At 61.9% G+C, this 19626-nt stretch carries 16 protein-coding genes; 7 read left to right on the top strand and 9 right to left on the bottom strand.

Going from position 1 to position 19626, the window contains the following annotated elements; genetic code table 11:
* Positions 1–4: 4 nt before the first annotated feature.
* Together recF and moeB are read left to right on the top strand one after the other, a co-directional pair.
* Positions 5–1144, top strand: a complete 1140-nt coding sequence (recF, locus tag ACK6D9_RS05225) for a DNA replication/repair protein RecF (RefSeq protein ID WP_412050895.1) — start codon at positions 5–7, stop codon at positions 1142–1144.
* Between the two features lie 29 nt (positions 1145–1173).
* Positions 1174–1944 (top strand): molybdopterin-synthase adenylyltransferase MoeB, encoded by a 771-nt coding sequence (moeB, locus tag ACK6D9_RS05220; protein WP_412050894.1) that lies wholly within the window; start codon positions 1174–1176, stop codon positions 1942–1944.
* 89 nt (positions 1945–2033) lie between these two features.
* On the opposite strand, the gene ACK6D9_RS05215 is transcribed toward moeB, so the two are convergent.
* Positions 2034–3038: a D-glycerate dehydrogenase gene (locus ACK6D9_RS05215; RefSeq protein ID WP_322990895.1), complete on the bottom strand. Its 1005-nt coding sequence runs from the start codon at positions 3036–3038 to the stop codon at positions 2034–2036.
* A gap of 274 nt (positions 3039–3312) precedes the next feature.
* Between ACK6D9_RS05215 and ACK6D9_RS05210 the strand changes: the two genes are divergently transcribed.
* Entirely contained in the window at positions 3313–3870 is a 558-nt protein-coding gene (locus ACK6D9_RS05210; RefSeq protein WP_412050893.1) for an SH3 domain-containing protein, read from the top strand.
* Positions 3871–4063: 193 nt separating this feature from the next.
* Here the strand turns inward: ACK6D9_RS05210 and ilvD are convergent, their stop codons facing one another.
* Together ilvD and irrA are read right to left on the bottom strand one after the other, a co-directional pair.
* Entirely contained in the window at positions 4064–5896 is a 1833-nt protein-coding gene (ilvD, locus tag ACK6D9_RS05205; RefSeq protein WP_412050892.1) for a dihydroxy-acid dehydratase, read from the bottom strand.
* A gap of 197 nt (positions 5897–6093) precedes the next feature.
* Positions 6094–6525 carry an iron response transcriptional regulator IrrA gene (gene irrA / locus ACK6D9_RS05200; protein WP_322990571.1) on the bottom strand — a complete coding sequence of 144 codons (432 nt, stop codon included), beginning with the start codon at positions 6523–6525 and terminating at the stop codon, positions 6094–6096.
* A gap of 270 nt (positions 6526–6795) precedes the next feature.
* On the opposite strand from irrA, the gene fabA reads away from it, so the two are divergent.
* The 3 genes from fabA to fabI all read left to right on the top strand — a co-directional run bounded on the left by fabA (position 6796) and on the right by fabI (position 9419).
* Entirely contained in the window at positions 6796–7311 is a 516-nt protein-coding gene (gene fabA / locus ACK6D9_RS05195; protein WP_322990572.1) for a 3-hydroxyacyl-[acyl-carrier-protein] dehydratase FabA, read from the top strand.
* A 72-nt stretch (positions 7312–7383) separates the two neighbouring features.
* The gene (gene fabB, locus ACK6D9_RS05190) at positions 7384–8604 is read left to right on the top strand and encodes a beta-ketoacyl-ACP synthase I (protein ID WP_322990573.1); all 1221 of its coding nucleotides are present in this window, start codon (positions 7384–7386) and stop codon (positions 8602–8604) included.
* Between the two features lie 5 nt (positions 8605–8609).
* Entirely contained in the window at positions 8610–9419 is an 810-nt protein-coding gene (gene fabI, locus ACK6D9_RS05185) for an enoyl-ACP reductase FabI (protein WP_267656237.1), read from the top strand.
* A gap of 177 nt (positions 9420–9596) precedes the next feature.
* On the opposite strand, the gene ACK6D9_RS05180 is transcribed toward fabI, so the two are convergent.
* The 5 genes from ACK6D9_RS05180 to ACK6D9_RS05160 all read right to left on the bottom strand — a co-directional run bounded on the left by ACK6D9_RS05180 (position 9597) and on the right by ACK6D9_RS05160 (position 17729).
* Positions 9597–12812: an autotransporter domain-containing protein gene (locus ACK6D9_RS05180; protein ID WP_412050891.1), complete on the bottom strand. Its 3216-nt coding sequence runs from the start codon at positions 12810–12812 to the stop codon at positions 9597–9599.
* A gap of 296 nt (positions 12813–13108) precedes the next feature.
* The gene (locus ACK6D9_RS05175) at positions 13109–14125 is read right to left on the bottom strand and encodes a helix-turn-helix domain-containing protein (protein ID WP_412050890.1); all 1017 of its coding nucleotides are present in this window, start codon (positions 14123–14125) and stop codon (positions 13109–13111) included.
* Positions 14126–14459: 334 nt separating this feature from the next.
* Entirely contained in the window at positions 14460–16580 is a 2121-nt protein-coding gene (gene pnp / locus ACK6D9_RS05170; RefSeq protein ID WP_322988919.1) for a polyribonucleotide nucleotidyltransferase, read from the bottom strand.
* A gap of 333 nt (positions 16581–16913) precedes the next feature.
* Positions 16914–17183 (bottom strand): 30S ribosomal protein S15, encoded by a 270-nt coding sequence (rpsO, locus tag ACK6D9_RS05165; RefSeq protein ID WP_267654949.1) that lies wholly within the window; start codon positions 17181–17183, stop codon positions 16914–16916.
* A gap of 201 nt (positions 17184–17384) precedes the next feature.
* The gene (locus ACK6D9_RS05160) at positions 17385–17729 is read right to left on the bottom strand and encodes a hypothetical protein (RefSeq protein ID WP_322988920.1); all 345 of its coding nucleotides are present in this window, start codon (positions 17727–17729) and stop codon (positions 17385–17387) included.
* A gap of 201 nt (positions 17730–17930) precedes the next feature.
* Here ACK6D9_RS05160 and ACK6D9_RS05155 point away from each other — a divergent pair, with 201 nt between their 5' ends.
* Positions 17931–18641, top strand: coding sequence for a gamma-glutamylcyclotransferase (locus tag ACK6D9_RS05155; protein WP_322988921.1), 711 nt, complete (start codon positions 17931–17933; stop codon positions 18639–18641).
* A 48-nt stretch (positions 18642–18689) separates the two neighbouring features.
* Here ACK6D9_RS05155 and truB read toward each other — a convergent pair whose 3' ends face one another.
* Positions 18690–19625, bottom strand: a complete 936-nt coding sequence (gene truB, locus ACK6D9_RS05150) for a tRNA pseudouridine(55) synthase TruB (protein ID WP_412050889.1) — start codon at positions 19623–19625, stop codon at positions 18690–18692.
* Position 19626: the final 1 nt, after the last annotated feature.

Here is a 19626-nt window from a genome sequence, read left to right as displayed (position 1 = left end):
AGGCATGGTCGCGAAAGTGCACATAGAGCGATTGAAGCTCAGCGGCTTTCGCAATTATTCGAGCCTGTCGCTGACGCTTGACGCCCGCCACGTGGTGCTTGTGGGCGACAATGGCGCGGGCAAGACCAACCTGATGGAAGCCGTGTCGCTGCTGACCCCGGGCCGGGGCCTGCGGCGCGCCGCCTATGGCGACATGATCATGGCCGGGTCGGCGCCGGGTGCCGGGTTCAGCGTGTTTGCCGGCCTCGAGGGCATGGCCGGACCAGTCGACATCGGCACCGGGGTGGAGGGCGGCGAGGATTCCGGCTCCCGCAAGGTGCGGCTCAACGGCGCACCGGCACGCGCGACCGACGAATTACTCGAACATTTGCGGCTTTTGTGGCTGACACCGGCGTTGGATGGCCTGTTCACCGGCGCTGCAGGCGACCGGCGACGATTTCTGGACCGGTTGGTTCTGTCGGTGGACCCGACCCATGGCAGCCGGGCGCTGAATTACGAACGCGCCATGCGCGGGCGCAACAAGCTGTTGTCTGAAGGCCGGATCGATCCGACTTGGCTCGACGGGGTGGAGACGCAGATGGCCGAGCTCGGGGTGGCCATGGCGATGGCACGGCGCGAGGTGGTAAGCCTGTTGTCGAACCTGATCGAAAGCAACGCCGCACACAGCGCATTTCCCGCCGCCGCAGTCCGGCTGGAAGGGTTTCTGGAAGCAGCAGACCTGCGGTCGGCCAGCGACATGGAGGCGATGTTCCTTGAGCAGCTGAAAACCGGGCGCAGCCGCGACGCGGCCGCCGGGCGAACATTATCGGGCCCGCACCGGATGGATTTGATGGTCGAGCACCGGGCCAAGGCGATGCCGGCGGCCCTGTCATCAACGGGCGAGCAGAAGGCGTTGCTGATCGGCATCATTCTGGGCCACGCCCAACTGGTGGCCAGCATGACCGGACATGCCCCGGTGCTGCTGCTTGACGAGATCGCCGCGCATCTTGACGAAGGCCGCCGCGCGGCGTTGTTTGATCTGGTCGAGGCGCTCGACTGCCAGGCCTTCATGACCGGCACCGACGCGGCGATGTTTGCGGCGCTGGGCGAGCGCGGTCAGGTGTTTTCAGTGGCCGACAACCAGGTGACGCCGCACAAGAGCTGAGGCCCCGTAAGGAGCTGAACCCAGCGGGTATGGAGAGCGACATGAACGAGACCCATCTGAGCCCCGAAGAAGTTGCGCGCTACGCCCGTCACATCGTGCTCAAGGAGATCGGCGGCAGCGGCCAGCAGCAACTGAAGGCGGCGCGGGTGCTGGTGCTGGGCGCCGGCGGGCTCGGATCGCCGGTGCTGAACTATCTGGCCGCGGCCGGTGTCGGACTTTTGGGGGTGGTCGACGACGACAAAGTGTCGCTGTCCAACCTGCAACGACAGATCCTGCATGACAGCGCCAACATCGGAATGGCCAAGACCGATAGCGCGGCACATGCGATTGCCCGGCTCAACCCGCATACGCGGGTAGTCACTCACACCCTCAGGCTCACCGCCGACAACGCCGTCGACATCCTGACCGCCTATGACATGGTGGTCGATGGCTCGGATAATTTCGAGGTCCGTTACCTGCTGGCCGACACCTGTGAATCGCTGAATATTCCGCTGGTGACGGCGGCGGTGGGGCGGTTCGATGGCTCGGTGACGGTACTCGCGCCCTATCAGCAGGACGACAAGGGACGGCCCTGCCCGCGCTTCCGCGACCTGTTTCCCGAGCCGCCGCCGCCGGGGCTGGTGCCAAGTTGCTCCGAGGCCGGCGTGGTCGGCGCGCTGACCGGGGTAATCGGCACCCTGGAAGCGATGGAGGTGATCAAGCTGATTACTGGCGCCGGCGAACCACTGATCGGCCGGCTGCTGCTCTATGACGGATTGGCCGCGAGCTTTCAGACCATCCGCTACAGCCGCAAGCAGTGATTTTTTTGCGCTGAGCGGGGCCGTGTACTTTTGCGGCTCGACTCAAGTCCGCAGATGCAAAAGTAGACTGCCGCCCCCTTCTCGAATTCTCAGTTCCTGAACGGTAGCACCCGATCAGGCGGGCGGTGACCATCGAAAAAGGTGCGGATGTTGATGATCACCTTGTCACCCATATCGATGCGGCCCTCGATGGTGGCCGAGCCCATGTGCGGCAACAAGAGCACCTTGCCTTCAGCGGCCAGTTTTACCAGTTGCTTGTTGACCGCCGTTTCATGCTCGAACACATCGAGCCCCGCGCCCGAGAGCCGGCCATCGCGCAACGCCTTGATCAGCGCGTCCTCGTCGATGATGCCACCGCGGGCGGTGTTGACGATATAAGCGCCAGGCTTCATCAGGTCGAGCCGCCGTGCCGACAACAGATGGAAGGTCGCCGGGGTCGACGGGCAATGGACCGAGACAATGTCGACCCGCGCCAACATCTGATCAAGGCTGTCCCAATAGGTGGCCTCGAGCTGCTCTTCGGTGGTGGGATCGACGTGGCGGCGGTTGTGATAGTGGATCGACAGGCCGAAGGCCTTGGCGCGGCGGGCGACGGCGGTGCCGATACGGCCCATGCCGATGATGCCGAGCCGCTTGCCGCCGATGCGGTTGCCCAGCATCCAGGTCGGCGACCAGCCCTTCCATCTGCCACCATTGCCGACAAGCAGCGAGGCCCCTTCGATCAACCGCCGCGGCACCGCCAGCATCAGCGCCATGGTCATGTCGGCGGTGTCCTCAGACAGCACGTTGGGGGTGTTGGTGACGGTGATGCCGCGCTTCTGCGCCGCCTCGACGTCGATGTTGTCGACGCCATTGCCGAAATTGGCAATCAGCTTCAACTGCGGACCTGCCTGCTCGATCAGCGCGGCATCGATTTTGTCGGTGACGGTGGGAACCAGAACGTCGGCCGAGCGGATGGCGGCAACCAGTTCGGGTTGTGTACGTCGCTCGTCGGTGATGTTGAGTTCGGCATCGAACAACTCGCGCATACGGGTCTCCACCTGGTCGGGCAAGCGACGGGTGATATAGACCTTCGGTTTTTTTCGGTTTTGCATCTAGTTCAGGCCTGACGTTGAGAGCTCTTTAACCAAACTCGGCGACAGTGGGATTTGCGTTATGCTTTTTCTAACAGACCCTCCGGCGATGACAATCCGAACACCCCGGGGATTGCTGTTTAAATTGCGCAGGCAAACCGCGCGCCGCCAAGGCCGCCGCCTGCAATTGACGCGCCCGGTCGCACAAACGCCCGTTTCGGGGCGTGGTCCGCAACCGGGTACCAGAAGTTTCGCGGCGTCGCCGGTATGGCGCCCAATGAAAAAGGTGTGAGTCATGCGTCGCCTTTCCCTGATTTCCGCAGCCTGCCTCGCCATTGCCGCGTTGGCGGCAAGCCCTATGGTCGATGGCGGATCGACAGCCTTGGCGCAAAGCGCCGCCAACGCCAAGAGCGGTACCGGGCTGCCGTTGCCGCGATTTGTCAGCCTGAAAGCCAAGCGGGTGAATTTGCGGATCGGACCGGGCCGCGCCTATGCGGTGGCCTGGCTCTACACCAAGCCCGGTGTGCCGATGGAAGTGATCCAGGAATATGATAACTGGCGGCGGGTGCGCGACGCTGAAGGCACCGAGGGCTGGGTCTACCAGTCTCTGCTTTCAGGGCGCCGTACCGGCATCGCCGCGCCGTGGAAAACCGCTGACGGGCAGGAAAGCTTTATCAACATGCACCGCGAAGGCCGTCCCAACGCCGATATCGTGGCCCGACTTGAACCCGGCGTCGTGGTGGAAGTCGATGCGTGCGACGGCAGCTGGTGCGAAGCCAGCGCCGATGGTGTCAGCGGCTATATAGCGCAGAGTGAAATCTGGGGCGCCTATCCCGGCGAGGCATTCAACTAATTATCGGGGTGAGGATGGTCGCCTGCTGGCGCCAGCACCAAGGACCACATCTCCCCCGTCAACCGGGTCGCGCGCTGCAAACCATTCTTGATTTGTTGGCACACGGATAGGCACAGGCTGCCAGCGGGCGGCACACGCGCCCGCTGATCAATCTTTCCACTCTCACTAGAGCTGGCCCGTCAAAGCCGATACATCAAAGAATGCGCACGGCGCCCTTCGAGGCACTGCTGGTCATCGAGGCATAGGCTTTCAGTGCGGTCGAGACCTTCCGCTTGCGCGGCTTTTCGGGCTTCCAGCCTTCGGCTTCGCGCTTGACGCGGCGCTCCGCCAGTGTCGCCTCGTCAACGGCAAGATGAATGCTGCGGCCCGGGATGTCGATTTCGATGAGGTCGCCGTTTTCGACTAGGCCAATGGTGCCGCCCTCTGCCGCTTCGGGCGAGACATGGCCGATCGACAGGCCCGAAGATCCGCCCGAGAACCTACCATCGGTGACCAGCGCACAGGCTTTGCCCAGGCCCTTCGATTTCAGATAGCTGGTCGGATAGAGCATTTCCTGCATTCCGGGGCCGCCCCGCGGGCCTTCATAGCGGATCAGCACAACCTCGCCCGGCTTTACCTTGCCGGTCAGGATGTCGGAAACGGCGTCATCCTGGCTTTCAAAGATCTTGGCCGGTCCGGAGAATTTGAGGATCGACTCATCGACGCCGGCGGTTTTGACGATGCAACCGTCCTCGGCCAGATTGCCGAACAGAACCGCCAGGCCACCATCCTGGGAAAAGGCGTGCTCGGCATCGCGGATAACACCTTCGGCGCGATCGAGATCAACGCTTTCGTAGCGGCGCGATTGCGAAAATGCTGTCTGAGTGGGTACGCCGCCGGGCGCGGCACGGTAAAGTTCATGCACAGCTTCGTCGGTCGACTGCGCCACATCCCATTTCTTGAGCGCATCCTTGAGTGTCTTCTCGTGGATCGTGCCCATGGATGTGTCGAGCAGGCCTGCGCGGTCGAGTTCGCCTAAGATCGCCATGATGCCGCCGGCACGATGGACGTCTTCCATGTGAACATCGCTTTTGGCGGGCGCCACCTTGCACAAAACCGGAACCTTGCGTGACAACCGATCGATGTCGGTCATGGTGAAGTCAACCTCGCCCTCATGGGCGATGGCCAGCAAATGTAGCACCGTGTTGGTCGATCCGCCCATGGCGATATCGAGTGTCATGGCATTTTCAAACGCCGGGAAAGCCGCAATCGAGCGCGGCAGCACGCTGGCGTCATCGCCATCGTAATATTGTTTGGCGAGGCCGACGATCCGGCGTCCGGCTTCGCGGAAAAGGCGTTCACGGTCCGAATGGGTGGCCAGCGTCGAGCCGTTGCCCGGCAGCGCCAGGCCCATGGCCTCAGCCAAACAGTTCATCGAGTTGGCGGTGAACATGCCCGAACAGGAGCCGCAGGTCGGACAGGCCGAGCGTTCGATTGAAGTGACGTCTGCATCGCTGATGTTGTCATCGGCAGCGGCGACCATGGCGTCGACCAGATCAAGCGCCTTTTCGGTGCCGTCTTCAAGGATCACCTTGCCGGCTTCCATCGGACCGCCGGAGACGAAGATCACCGGAATATTGAGCCGCATCGCCGCCATCAGCATGCCCGGCGTGATCTTGTCGCAGTTGGAGATGCACACCATCGCATCGGCGCAGTGCGCATTGACCATGTATTCGACCGAATCCGCGATCAGTTCGCGCGAGGGCAGCGAGTAGAGCATGCCGTCATGGCCCATGGCGATGCCATCATCGACGGCGATCGTGTTGAATTCCTTGGCGATGCCGCCGGCCTTGTCGATTTCGCCAGCAACCAGTTGGCCCAGGTCCTTGAGGTGGACATGGCCCGGCACGAACTGGGTGAAGGAATTGACAACCGCAATGATCGGCTTGCCGAAATCGCCGTCTTTCACCCCTGTGGCGCGCCAGAGGCCGCGGGCGCCTGCCATGTTGCGGCCATGGGTGGATGTTCTCGAACGATAATGCGGCATAGGGCTTTCCTCTTTCGGCCCAACAGCCGGAGACGATAACGCGCGCCTGCTGGGTGGCAAAACAATGTGTTAAAGCTAGTAGTGCGAAATCAACGCCATTTCCAGAGCGATCAGCTCAGGATCGGCAACGAGGTGCCGTCGCGGGCTTTTTGCCTGCGTCAACGATGCTCTGCGGGCTGTAGCCGGTTTGCGGAAACTCAGGCCTTGGGGCGGACCCGGATGACCACGTCGACATGGGTGATTTCCATGCCTTCGGGCGCCTCCGGCAAATCGGTGACCGAGATGTTGCCGACCGGGATATCGAGCACTTCACTGGAACCCTCGACCACGAAATGGTGGTGGTCGGAGACATTGGTGTCGAAATAGGTTTTGGCGGTTTCCAGCGACAACACCCGCAGCAGGCCGGCTTCGGTGAACTGGTGCAGCGTGTTGTAGACGGTGGCAAGCGAGCAGGAGCAACCAATGCCTGAAGCTTCCTCGTGCAACTCCTCTGCCGTCAGATGACGGTCGCCCTTGGCAAACAGCAGGTCGGCCAGGGCCACCCGCTGGCGCGTCGGGCGCAGCCCAGCCTTGCGCAGGCGCAATGTCGCCTCGCGATCGGCTGATGGAGATAATTTCACAATTGGCATGGGCAAGCGTGTCCGGACCTTTGAAACTCGTCCCCACCATATATCTTTTGTCGTCAATGCTTTCAATAGAGCGTCTATCAAGCACTTGCCCCCAGTTTCCGCACTCTCGCCTCTTTCGTTTGCGAGCCTCATCCGCTATTCGAGGGTGCTTCGCGGGACCGGTTTCACCAGTGCGTGACGGTGTGCTAGCGTGCGCGCCATACCGGGCTTACGTGCACAACAACGACGGAAGCCGCGCGGAAAGACGGCGAACTGGGAGACGCATTTTTCATGGTCGACAGGCAATCAAGCTACACCTACGAGGAAATCCTGCGCTGCGGCGAGGGTGAGTTGTTCGGACCCGGCAACGCGCAGCTGCCGCTGCCGCCGATGCTGATGGTGCACCGGATCACCGATATTTCCGAAACCGGCGGCGAATTCGACAAGGGATATCTGCGCGCCGAGTTCGACATTACCCCGGACCAATGGTTTTTCCCCTGTCATTTCAAGGGCAACCCGGTGATGCCGGGCTGTCTCGGGCTCGACGGCATGTGGCAGTTGACCGGCTTTTATCTCGGCTGGCTCGGCGAACCGGGCCGCGGCATGGCGCTGTCGACCGGCGAAGTGAAGTTCAAGGGCATGGTCACGCCGGACGTCAAGCTGGTTGAATACGGGATCGATTTCAAGCGCGTCATGCGCGGTCGGCTGGTGCTGGGCATCGCCAATGGCTGGCTCAAGGCTGACGGCGAAACCATCTATACAGCCTCCGATTTGAAGGTCGGCCTTGCAAAAGACAAATCCGACTGACACATCCCGCCACGGGCGCCGGCTGGCGAAAGCCGGCCAGCTTTGGGACCCTGCACTGGAAAGGGCAAGATCATGAGACGAGTCGTCGTAACGGGCATGGGGATCGTATCCTCGATCGGCAACAATGCGGATGAGGTGACCGAATCACTGCGCAACGCCAGATCCGGCATCAGCTTCAGCCAGGATTTTGCCGATCACGGCTTCCGCAGCCAGGTCTGGGGCTCCCCGACGCTGGATCCGACCGACATGGTCGACCGCCGCGCCATGCGCTTCCTGTCGCGCGGTGGCGCCTGGAACCATGTGGCGATGAAACAGGCAATTGCCGATGCCGGGCTTGAAGAGTCCGAGATCAGCCATGAGCGCACCGGCATCATCATGGGCTCGGGCGGGCCTTCGACCCGTACCCTGATCGATGCTGCCGAAACCACGCTGAAGAACGGCAGCCCGAAACGGATCGGCCCGTTTGCGGTGCCCAAGGCGATGTCGTCGACGGCATCGGCGACGCTTGCCACCTGGTTCAAGATCCACGGCGTCAACTACTCGATCTCGTCGGCCTGCTCGACCTCGGCGCATTGCATCGGCAACGCCGCTGAACTGATCCAGTGGGGCAAGCAGGATATGGTATTTGCCGGCGGCCACGAGGACCTCGACTGGACCATGTCGAACCTGTTTGACGCGATGGGCGCGATGTCATCCAAATACAACGACCAGGCAGCCACCGCCTCGCGCGCCTACGACATCTCCCGCGACGGCTTCGTGATTGCCGGCGGCGCAGGGGTTCTGGTGATGGAAGAGCTCGAGCACGCCAAGGCGCGCGGCGCCAAGATCTATGGCGAACTGACGGGCTACGGCGCCACCTCCGATGGCTACGACATGGTCGCCCCCTCGGGCGAAGGCGCTGTGCGCTGCATGCGCCAGGCGCTGGCCAATGTGGAAGGCCGGGTCGACTACATCAACACCCACGGCACCTCGACGCCGGTGGGCGACAGCAAGGAAATCGGCGCCATCCGCGAGGTGTTCGGCGACGACATGCCGCATGTGCAGTCGACCAAATCGTTGACCGGCCACTCGCTCGGCGCCACCGGGGTGCAGGAAGCGATCTATTCGCTGTTGATGATGAAGGAAAATTTCATCGGCGAAAGCGCCCATATCACCGAACTCGACCCGGAATTCGAAGGCGTGCCGATTGTCCGCAAGCGCATCGACAACGCCACGATCGATACGGCGCTGTCGAATTCGTTCGGCTTTGGCGGCACCAACGCGACGCTGGTCTTCCAGCGCCACGACCGGTGAGCGGCATGGAAGGCATCATGAAGGGCAAGCGCGGGCTGATCATGGGGGTCGCCAACGACCACTCGATCGCCTGGGGCATTGCCAAGCACCTGGCCGAGGCCGGCGCGGAGTTGGCATTCACCTACCAGGGCGAAGGCTTTGGCCGCCGGGTCAAGCCGCTGGCCGAAAGCGTCGGCTCGAAACTGGTGCTGCCGTGCGATGTCGAGGACATTGCCACGGTGGACGCGGTGTTTGAAACGCTGAAAGCCGAATGGGGGACGATCGATTTCGTTGTCCACGCGATTGGCTTTTCCGACCGCAACGAACTCAAGGGCCGCTACGCCGATGTCACCACGCGGGCCAATTTCTCCCGCACCATGGTGATCTCTGCCTATTCGTTCACGGAAGTGGCGCAGCGCGCGGCACCGCTGATGAGCGACGGCGGAGCGCTGTTGACGCTGACCTATGGTGGCTCGATGCGGGTGATGCCAAACTACAATGTGATGGGCATCGCCAAGGCGGCGCTTGAAGCCAGCGTGCGCTATCTGGCGGCCGATTACGGCCGCGACAAGATCCGCGTCAATGCGATTTCGGCAGGCCCGGTGCGTACGCTCGCGGGTGCAGGCATCGGCGATGCGCGGGCGATGTTTTCCTACCAGCGCAAGAACGCGCCGCTCAGGCGCACCGTCGATATCGACGATGTCGGCAAATCGGCGCTCTACCTGCTCTCGGATCTTTCCTCGGGCGTGACCGGCGAAATCCACTATGTCGATTCAGGCTTCAACATCACCTCGATGCCAACCACCGAGGAACTGACGAAGGCCGACGAAGGCTAGCGCGGATACGCTGAATTTGACGACAATCAGGAAGCCCTGATCCGGAAGGTTCGGGGCTTTTTTTGTGGATTCGAATTCAATTCGGCCCGCTCGCAGGCACCATAGGGAAATCTCTTACCTCCCGACATCTGCACCCTACAGCGCCGCGCATCCATTCGGATGCCGGACGGCTCAGGCTCAGAACAACATCGAGAATCTGGCAACCAGTCCGTGGCTTTGTGTCCTGGCGCCCAGATCGCCGTGATAATCGAGGTTGAAGGTTGCACCGCTGTCGAAGTACAGCTTGAGCCCGGCCTCGATCAGCGCGGTGTCGCGATCAAGCGGCGCGCCGGTAATCCCGAAAGCATCGCCGGAGGCAAAGCGCATTGTCGAGGCGGCATCCAGATCGCCAACGACATGAGACCAGCCGAGAGAACCGGTGAGCGAGGCAGTATAGTTGTCGCCCACAGCTACCTGCCGCGCGCCGCGCAAGCCCAGGGTGGTGACGCCAAGCGTCTGCGAGGCGGAGGCAACAGAGAGGGCAGCCGCGCCGCCGGTCTCGGTGAAGGCAGCATTGTGCTGATGGATCAGGGCGAAACCTGCGTAGGGCTCGAAGCGGGTGCCCCTGGTGTCAAAGGAATAGCCTGCCTCGCCGAAGAACTGGGCCGTGGAGGCCCTGTAATCCGCGCTCAAGGCGTTGCGCAGCGTGCCTGTGGTGACAGTGCGGCTGACGGACACATCATGCAGGCCATAGCTGGCGCCAAACTGCACACCGAGCGGGCCAATCTGGCCGCCAGCATAAGCGCCAAACGTATAGCTGTCGGCATTTCCCGAGGAGGTGCGGGCAGCGGCATCAAAGCCGGCATTGCCATAGCCTGCCATCAACCCGCCGCGCCAACCGCCAGCGATGTCCGTGTCGGCGCCGAGGAAGAAGCCGCCGGCATTGTGGTCCATGGCGGCCGCATTGCCGTTACCGCCGGTCTTGTCCCAGCTGCCATAGGCGTGGCTCCAGAAGGCCGCGCCGCCGGTTCCGGGCGTTGCGCCGAAAGCGGTCACCGGCGTGGCAGTTGCGTCCAGCCCTTCGAAGGCCGAGCGAATGCGGTTGCTGACGGCGTTGCGGGCAAAGCGGCTGTCATGGATGAACATGCCGTTGGCGGAAGCATAAATTTCGCCGGACAGGCTGTCGAAGGCGGAACGGGCATTTTCCGTACTCAGCACGCTCACCGCGTCATAGAGCGTGTTGCCAGACGCAAGCGTGTCCAGCGCACCGGCTGTCGCGCGCTGGTTCGCCGTTGTGGCCGATGAGGCGAAGGAGAAATTGTTGCGCAACAGCTTCAGATAGACGGAATTGGCGTCATAGCTGAGCGAAGCATCGAGGAAAGCAAAATTCTCGCTGACCGAGCCGAAGGTGCCGGTGACGGCGGTTCCAGCCGAAACAATCTTATAAGTGGTCGCCACCGCATAGCTCAAACCGTTATCCGTACCGTTTTCCGCCGTAACGCTGACCGTTGCGCCGTTGTCGATGGTCACCGTGCCGGTAGCGGAAAGCTTGTCGGCATTGCCGTTCTTGTCGACCTCGACCGCATAGGTGGAGCCGGCGGCAAAGCTTGCATTGCCGGCAACGTTGAGCGTGCCGATGGAATTGCCTGGCGCGATGGTGCTGCCGGAATTGGCGGCAACGGAGCCGATAGTACCCGAGCCGCCCAGCGTGCCGCCATTCAAGGTGATGGCGCCGGTGCTGCCGTTGACCACAAGCTTGCCGCCGGAAACCGTGGTGCCGCCAGTGTGGGTGTTGGCGCCAGAGAGCGTCAGCGTGCCTGCGCCAGCCTTGGTCAGCGACCCGGCGCCGGAAATGTCCCCGGTGTAGCTTAGTGCATCGGAGCGGTTGAAGACTAGGGCGCTGTTGTTGGTGATATTGCCGCTCAGGCTGCCAACGGTGCCGCCATTGCCGATTTGTAGCGTGCCGCCGGATATGGTCGTACCGCCGGTGTGACTGTTCGCCCCCGTCAGGGTCAGCGTACCGGTGCCGGATTTGGTCAGCGACCCGGTGCCGGAAATGTCACCGGTGTAGCTTAGTGCATCGGAGCGCTTGAAGATCAGGGCGCTGTTGTTGACAATGTTGCCAGTCAGGCTGCCGCTTGTGCCGCCATCGCCGATTTGCAGTGTGCCTGCGGAAATTGTCGTGCCGCCGGTATGGCTGTTCGCCCCGGTCAGGGTCAGCGTGCCTGCGCCGGCCTTGGTCAGCGACCCGGCGCCGGAAATGTCACCGGTGTAGCTTAGTGCATCAGAGCGGTTGAAGATCAGGGCGCTGTTGTTGGTCACATTGCCGGTCAGGCTGCCACTGGTGCCGCCATTGCCGACCTGCAGCGTACCGCCGGATATGGTCGTGCCGCCGGTGTGGCTGTTCGCCCCGGTCAGGGTCAGTGTTCCCGCGCCGGCCTTGGTCAGCGAACCAGTGCCGGAGATGTCACCGGTGTAGCTTAGTGCATCAGAGCGGTTGAAGATCAGGGCGCTGTTGTTGGTCACATTGCCGGTCAGGCTGCCACTGGTGCCGCCATTGCCGACCTGCAGCGTACCGCCGGATATGGTCGTGCCGCCGGAATAGGTGTTGTTGCCGGTCAGGACCGTAGTGCCGGAATGCTGTTCGAGAACGCCGGCGCCGGCAATATTGGAATCGAGCACATAATTCACGTCAGTATGATTAAGAACGAGCTTGCCCGTGCCCGCACCGAACTTGATTTGAGCCGCATCGATCGTCCCCGATGCAGCGGCCGCGTCGCCTGCGGCAGCGCCAATATTCAGCGTACCCGAGGAGCCGCCGAACTGAGCAATATCAAGGGTGCCCGCTCCGCCCTTGACCACCACGGAGGCACCGTCCGAAACGGTCAGTGTGCCGGCACCGAAGTTACCAACAACTAACGGTCCGTTTATATCCATGCTGCTACCGGCACCCGTGACCGTGACTGTGCCTTTGCCACCGGTTCCAGCACCCAGAGACGCGAAGGAGCCGTGCACTTGGAGGAGCCCGCCATTGGATATGATCAGCGTGCCGGTCGCGCCCGTACCGAGGGAACCGAGATAAAGGCTGTTGCCTGCGGTTATCTCCCATGTACTGTTGGCGCCGGTGATCGTGACTGTGCCGTTCGCACCTGCGATCCGCCCCACAGAACCCTTCCGACTGCTGACCTTGCCGCCATCGGAGATGGTGAGTGTGCCGGTGCCTCCCGACCCCACGTATAAATCGTCGGCAATATTCCACGGGCTGCCCTTTGTGCCGCCGCCCGAGCCGATCACGGTCTCGTCGGAATTGACAATCTCGTCAGCCCTAACAGACACCGTCAGAACCGGCATCAGCACAAAACTGCCCGTCAGCGCCGTTGCCAGCATCAGGCGGGTGCGGCAACTTTTGGACACGGGGGGCTGAGGTGTGCCTGTTCCGGCACTTGTTTGTTGCGATGAATTCCGGGCCGTCAGCATGGTATCCTGAAAAGCGCCTGAGAACTGGCGCTACATCTGTGACAAAAAATTGGCGTGCGCTTCCGGCAATCATGCAAGGCAATGCGCTTCGAGAGGTTCTTTTCGGATCATCCACGATGGATCGCTATCCGATTTCGGCAATACGGCGAAAAAATCAGACGTATTCCGCAATCAAGCAACCAGAGAGCGCGCGGAAATCGACGACAAAGTGTCAATCGATCAATCGAAAGCTGTCAGGCCCCCAGTGTCTCCGACGGGGCTTCACCGAACATGGACTTGTAATCACCGGCAAAGCGACCGAGGTGCAAAAAGCCGTAACGCATCGCCACTTGCGTGATCGTGACTTGCTGCGGGTCAGACCTGGCAAGCACGGCGCGGACGTGGTTCAACCGGCGGGTCCGCAGATAGGCGACCGGAGACATGCCGACATATTCGTGGAAGGCATAGCGTAACGTCCGCTCGGACACGCCGAGTGCCGCGCAGATATCGACGACCGTTGGCAGCACGTCGGCATCAAGGTGATCCTCGACGTAGCTTCGGGCCTTTTTACCGATCTGCATGGCCCGCAAGCGCTCATTGAATGTCGGTGCAATGTTCTCTTCCGTGACAACGGCTATATGCAGGACAGCCTGCAAAACCTGATCGCGGATGACATCAGGATCCAGCGGCTCGCCGCGCGCGGCCGCCTCCGGTGCCGCTTCGAGCCAAAGATCAATAGCGCCCTTCAAGACGCTTCGCCGGTGCGTGCTCAATGGCACAACGCCTTTCGGCGGATTCTCCCAGAATGCCGGGTTGAGGATCCGGGCCCCGCGCAGGAATTGCTGCTGGCTGAAGCCGACATAGGCGGTCTCGGTTCCGGCCGGCACAAAGATGTCGTACTCGACGTTTCCGGGCATGAAGAAGACCGTGTCAGCCGCTTCGCCGCGGTGCTCGGAAAACCGGACCGTTTCTGCTTGCGTGCAGATGGAGACGCTGCAGAAGTCTGCCGGCACGGTGCCAAGTTTCTGCACCGATGCCTCCTGACGCTCTCGCACGACCCGCAGTGTCCCGAACTCAAGACTGTCGAATTGCGCCACCTTGCGGCCATTGCTGAGCTGGTGACACTCCATCTCGACCCAGGGCTGAAGCAGGGCCTGAGCGGCTGGATCCTCGATTTGTGCCGAGAGCACGCCGCCGCTATCGTCGGCCGGCGGACGAATGTCAGCGCCACCTTCCCGACCGGCCATGTCATCAGGGGGGCGTTTCAGCATGATCTTGTCTCGCCGGATCTGACCGCGTTCAAGTCCTGTTTGCCCCTGAAGTATCGATATCCATGCGAATTTGTCTATAGCGCGACGAACACAACTGCAAGTAGCTACCCCATCATTTCAGGTTGCAGGCGCGAGCCAAGCCTCCGGCAACCTCACTTCATTCGTCCATGCGTCGATTTGGAAACTGGATAAAGCGCAAAGGCCGACCGCTCCCCGTCCAACATTCCATCAGGTGAGGCCCCAAACACAAAATGCCCCCGGATCTCGCGATCCGGGGGCATTTTCAATTCGTCAGTCTCAGGCGGTTATCAGCCCAAGCCTGGAGTCTCGGGGCTTATTCGCCGCCTTCGACTTCCTTGCCGGTTTCCTGGTCGACGACCTTCATCGACAGGCGAACCTTGCCGCGTTCGTCAAAGCCCAACAGCTTGACCCAGACCTTCTGGCCTTCCTTGACCACATCGCCGGTCTTGGCGACGCGTTCGGCAGCCAGCTGCGAGATGTGGACGAGACCGTCCTTGGGACCGAAGAAGTTCACGAAGGCGCCGAAATCGGCAACCTTGACGACCGTGCCTTCATAGATCACGCCCACTTCAGGCTCGGCAACGATCGAGTGGATCCACTTCTTGGCGGCCTCGATTTCCTTGCCCGAGGACGAGGCGATCTTGATGGTGCCGTCGTCGTCGATGTTGATCTTGGCGCCGGTCTTTTCAACGATTTCACGGATGATCTTGCCACCGGTGCCGATCACGTCACGGATCTTGTCGACCGGGATGTTCATGACTTCGATGCGCGGGGCGAATTCACCCAGCTGGCCACGGCTTTCAGTCAGCGCGTTGCTCATTTCACCAAGGATATGCAGACGGCCGTCCTTGGCCTGGCCGAGAGCGACCTTCATGATCTCTTCGGTGATGCCATCGATCTTGATGTCCATCTGCAGCGCAGTGATGCCGTCGGCGGTGCCGGCGACCTTGAAGTCCATGTCGCCCAGGTGATCTTCATCACCGAGGATGTCGGAGAGAACCGCGTAACGGTCGTCTTCCTTGATCAGGCCCATGGCGATACCGGCAACCGGCTTTGCCAGCGGCACGCCGGCATCCATCAGCGCCAGCGATGTGCCGCAAACGGTGGCCATCGACGAGGAGCCGTTGGATTCGGTGATCTCGGAGACCACGCGCAGGGTGTAGGGGAACTGGTCGGCAGACGGCATCATCGGGTGGATGGCGCGCCATGCGAGCTTGCCATGGCCGATTTCGCGGCGGCCGGGCGAACCGGTGCGGCCGGTTTCACCAACCGAGTAGGGCGGGAAATTGTAGTGCAGCATGAAGGTGGCCTTGTAGGTCCCCGTCAGGCTGTCGACATACTGCTCGTCCTCGCCGGTGCCGAGTGTGGCAACAACAATGGCCTGGGTCTCGCCGCGGGTAAACAGCGCCGAACCATGGGTGCGCGGCAACAGGCCGACTTCGGAGACGATCGAACGCACGGTCGACAGATCGCGGCCATCGATGCGGCTCTTGGTGTCGAGGATGTTCCAGCGGACGATCTTGGCCTGCAGCGACTTGAACACGGTGCCGATATCATCGGACGAGAAGCGGGGCTCCTCGCCTTCTGCGGGGGCAAAATGTTCCTTGACCTTGGCCTTGACGGCGTCAACGGCATTGTAGCGTTCGGCCTTGTCGATGATCTTATAGGCATCGCGCAGACCGGCTTCGGCAACGCCGAGCATTTCGGCTTCGAGCGCCGAATGATCGGGAGCAGTAAAGTCGCGCGGCTCCTTGGCTGCGGCTTCGGCGAGCTGGATGATTGCATTGATCACCGGCTGGAAGCCTTCGTGACCGAACATGACAGCGCCGAGCATGACTTCTTCGCCGAGTTCCTTGGCTTCGGATTCAACCATCAGCACGGCTTCCGAGGTGCCGGCAACGATCAGGTCCAGTGCCGATTCGGGCATTTCGTCGACATGCGGGTTGAGCACGTACTGGCCGTTGATGTAGCCGACGCGCGCGCCGGCGATCGGGCCCATGAAAGGCACGCCGGAAATGGTCAACGCAGCCGAGGTGGCGACCATGGCGAGAATGTCGGGATTGTTTTCCAGATCGTGCTGCAGCACGGTGATGATGATCTGGGTGTCGTTCTTGTAGCCGTCGGGAAACAGCGGACGGATCGGCCGGTCGATCAGGCGCGAGGTCAGCGTTTCGTTTTCGCTCGGACGGCCTTCACGCTTGAAGTAGCCACCCGGGATCTTGCCGGCGGCGTAGGTCTTTTCCTGGTAGTTGACGGTCAGCGGAAAGAAATCGCGGCCCGGGGTCGGGGTCTTCTGCGAGACGACTGTGGCCAGCACCACGGTTTCGCCGTAGGTGGCGATGACGGCGCCATCAGCCTGACGGGCAACCTTGCCGGTTTCCAGTGTGAGCGGACGGCCGCCCCATTCAATCTCGACCTTGTGGGTATCGAACATGTGTAGTCCTTCGTGTGCGGGCATGTGGGCCCGGCCGCTTTATCGGCCGCGCGCTTCACTGTCCCGATTGTTGTGGGCGCATCACGGGCAAGACAGCGGGAGGCTTTGTGACTGGTGGCCACCGGTAAAGGGTGGCGAAAGCATCCTGCAATCCTGCCCCATGACAGGCCATGTCGTATGTCCGTGACCGGGATTGCCGGTGCGACGGACGGTTAAGGCGCTTGGAGTCCGACCATCGGCCGGATTGGCGTGCACCTGAACGCCGCGGCCCCGCAAGGAGCCTTGGAATTGCAATGGCGGGCGAGGCAGTTGCCACGCCCGCCAGAAGCGATGTTAGCGACGGATGCCCAGACGGGCGATCAGCGCGGTGTAGCGCGCTTCGTCTTTACGCTTGACGTAATCCAGCAGGGACCGACGTGTGGACACCATGGTCAACAGCCCGCGGCGTGAATGGTTGTCCTTCTTGTTTTCCTTGAAGTGACCGGTCAGATTGTTGATCCGTTCGGTCAGAATGGCAACCTGGACTTCCGGAGACCCGGTGTCGCCTGGCTTGGTTGCATATTCTTCGATCAGCGCAGCCTTGCGCTCAGCAGTAATCGACATCTCAAATCCTTTCAGTCTGGATGGGAATGGCGCCCGCTGCCGGGATGTCGTCCAGCAAGGGCCTCGAAGTGTCACGCCAAAACTGCCCGTGAGGACAAACCGGGCGCAACGGCTGGGCTATAGGGCAATTTCTGCCCAAATGAAAGGGAAATGTAGCAAAACCGCCGACTCCGGCTATTGCGCGCCGTGACAAGCGGGGCTTCAACAGCCGCGTTTGATGTAGGCATCCGGCACCGCCTCGATCCAGGCCACCGACCCGGCATCGTCTTGCGAGACATAAGGGCCATCGGCAACGCAGTAAAACCCGTCGCGGAAACCGTCGAGATCGGATGTGTTGAGCACTCGTGTGCCGGCGCCGCCGCCGACCATTGGCCCGCCCAGATCGGCAAGCTGGCCCTTGGCCGACATGCGGCTCTGGGTGCAGCCGAGAATGATGTACCAGCCACAACTCTCGGCATCCCAGCCCGGCTGCAAGGCGCGCGCTGGCGCAATCGCCGCGCTTGTCGCAAGAAGGACCACGGCAGCGGCCAGACAGGTATGTTTCATCGACAATCCCCTTTTGCAGCCGAAAGTGCCCCAGCACAGCGGATGAATCAAGATGCGGCGCGGCGAGCCGGCTTTACCGGAAGCGTGCAACGCCCCGTGGGCAGGAGATCTACCGGCGCAAATAGAGGCTGCGCTTGACAGGCAGGCAGCGCCCGGTCGATTTTCGGGCGTACGACGATGAGCGGAAGGACCCCACGGATCATGCCAGCAAGCAAACGGATGCGGCTCACCCGGCGTCATGTCGACCACGTGCACCGGCTGATCGACGATCCCGGTCCAAAGCTGTTGCCGGGGTTCCGCTCGGCCACCGAAGATGACTACAGCGAAGCGGTCGCGGGCATGCTGGAGACTCGTCCGACCGGTGATTTTTGGTTGTTTGGCTATGGTTCGCTGATCTGGCGACCGGAAACCGCATTTGAGGAAAAGCGCAAGGGTACCGCCGCCGGCTGGCACCGGCGGTTTTGCCTGGGGCCCGATTACCGCTATCGCGGCAGTCCGGAGCTTCCCGGATTGATGATGGCACTTGATCGCGGCGGCCAATGCACCGGCATGCTCTACCGGCTTCCCGAAGCCGGACTGGAGCAGGAGTTGCACCGGCTGATCCGCAGAGAGCTGAGCCAGTTGCCCTCGGCGTTTCCGTGGCGATGGATCAAGGTGCGCACCGACGAAGGCCCGGTTCCGGCGCTGACCTTTGCCATGGACCGCAACAATGCGCGTTATGTGGCGGGGCTGTCCGACACCGAGGTCGCCGCGGTTCTCGCCAGCGCCTGCGGCTTTCTTGGCTCGATGGCGGAATATCTGTTTTCGACCGTCACCATGCTCGAAAGCCTGGGCATTCATGATCGCAAATTATGGCGGCTGCAAAGCCTGGTGGCCGATCTGATCGAGGCAAGGCTGAGCGCCTCGCGTTGAACTCGGTGGGTTTATGGCGCCCGCGCAAACTCGCGCGCCAGCACAAGATCAGCTCTTGAACACCCGGCGGGGGTGAAACTCGCCGCCGGCGACTTCGCCAATGGCAACCAGCGTACCGCGCGCAAAAGCGCAGGCATCGTCGGTGGCCACAGGCGCATCGCGGCCGCGCAAGATGATCGAGTTGCCCATTTTGAGCCGGTGCGCCTGATCATCGCTGATATCGATGCGCGGCAGGCTGACAAGCACCTCGCCTGCAGGCACCAGAAAGGCATCAAGCCGGGCCAGGCGCTCGGCCTCGTCTTCGATTTCTTCGAGCGCGACAAGTTCAGACAGCGGCACCATGGCCGATTCGGCGAAAGGCGCCACCATGGAGCGGCGCAGCGCCGATATATGGCCATAGCAGCCAAGGTCGCGGCCGAAGTCGCGCGCCAGCGCCCGCACATAGGTGCCCTTGCCACATTCGACCTCGAACACGGCGTGATCGGCATCCGGGCACCCCAGAAGGGTTATGCGATGGATCTCGACCTCGCGGGCGGGGATCTCCACCACTTCGCCGCCGCGGGCCATGTCGTAGGCGCGTTCACCGGCGATCTTGACGGCGGAAAAAGCCGGCGGCACCTGTTCGATTACACCGGTATAGTCCGGCAGCAGCGCCTCAATGGCGGCACGCTCGGGACGGGTATCGCTTTCAGCCGTGACCTCGCCCTCGAGATCGTCGGTGTTGCGCTGTTGTCCCCAGGCGACAGTGAATTCATAGATCTTGCGGCCATCCATGACATAGGGGACGGTCTTGGTTGCCTCGCCGAGTGCGATCGGCAGCATCCCCGAAGCAAGCGGATCGAGCGTGCCGGCATGGCCGGCCTTGTCAGCCTTGAACAGCCATTTTACTTTCGACACCGCCTCGGTGGAGCCAAAGTCCCACGGCTTATCCAGCACCAACCAGCCGGAAACGGGCCGGCCTTTCTTCTTGCCGCGGCGTCCCATC

It is taken from the genome of Hoeflea sp. Naph1 (assembly GCF_046837775.1).
Classification (GTDB): Bacteria; Pseudomonadota; Alphaproteobacteria; order Rhizobiales; family Rhizobiaceae; genus Hoeflea.
This window is presented reverse-complemented; position numbering and strand designations above follow the sequence as displayed.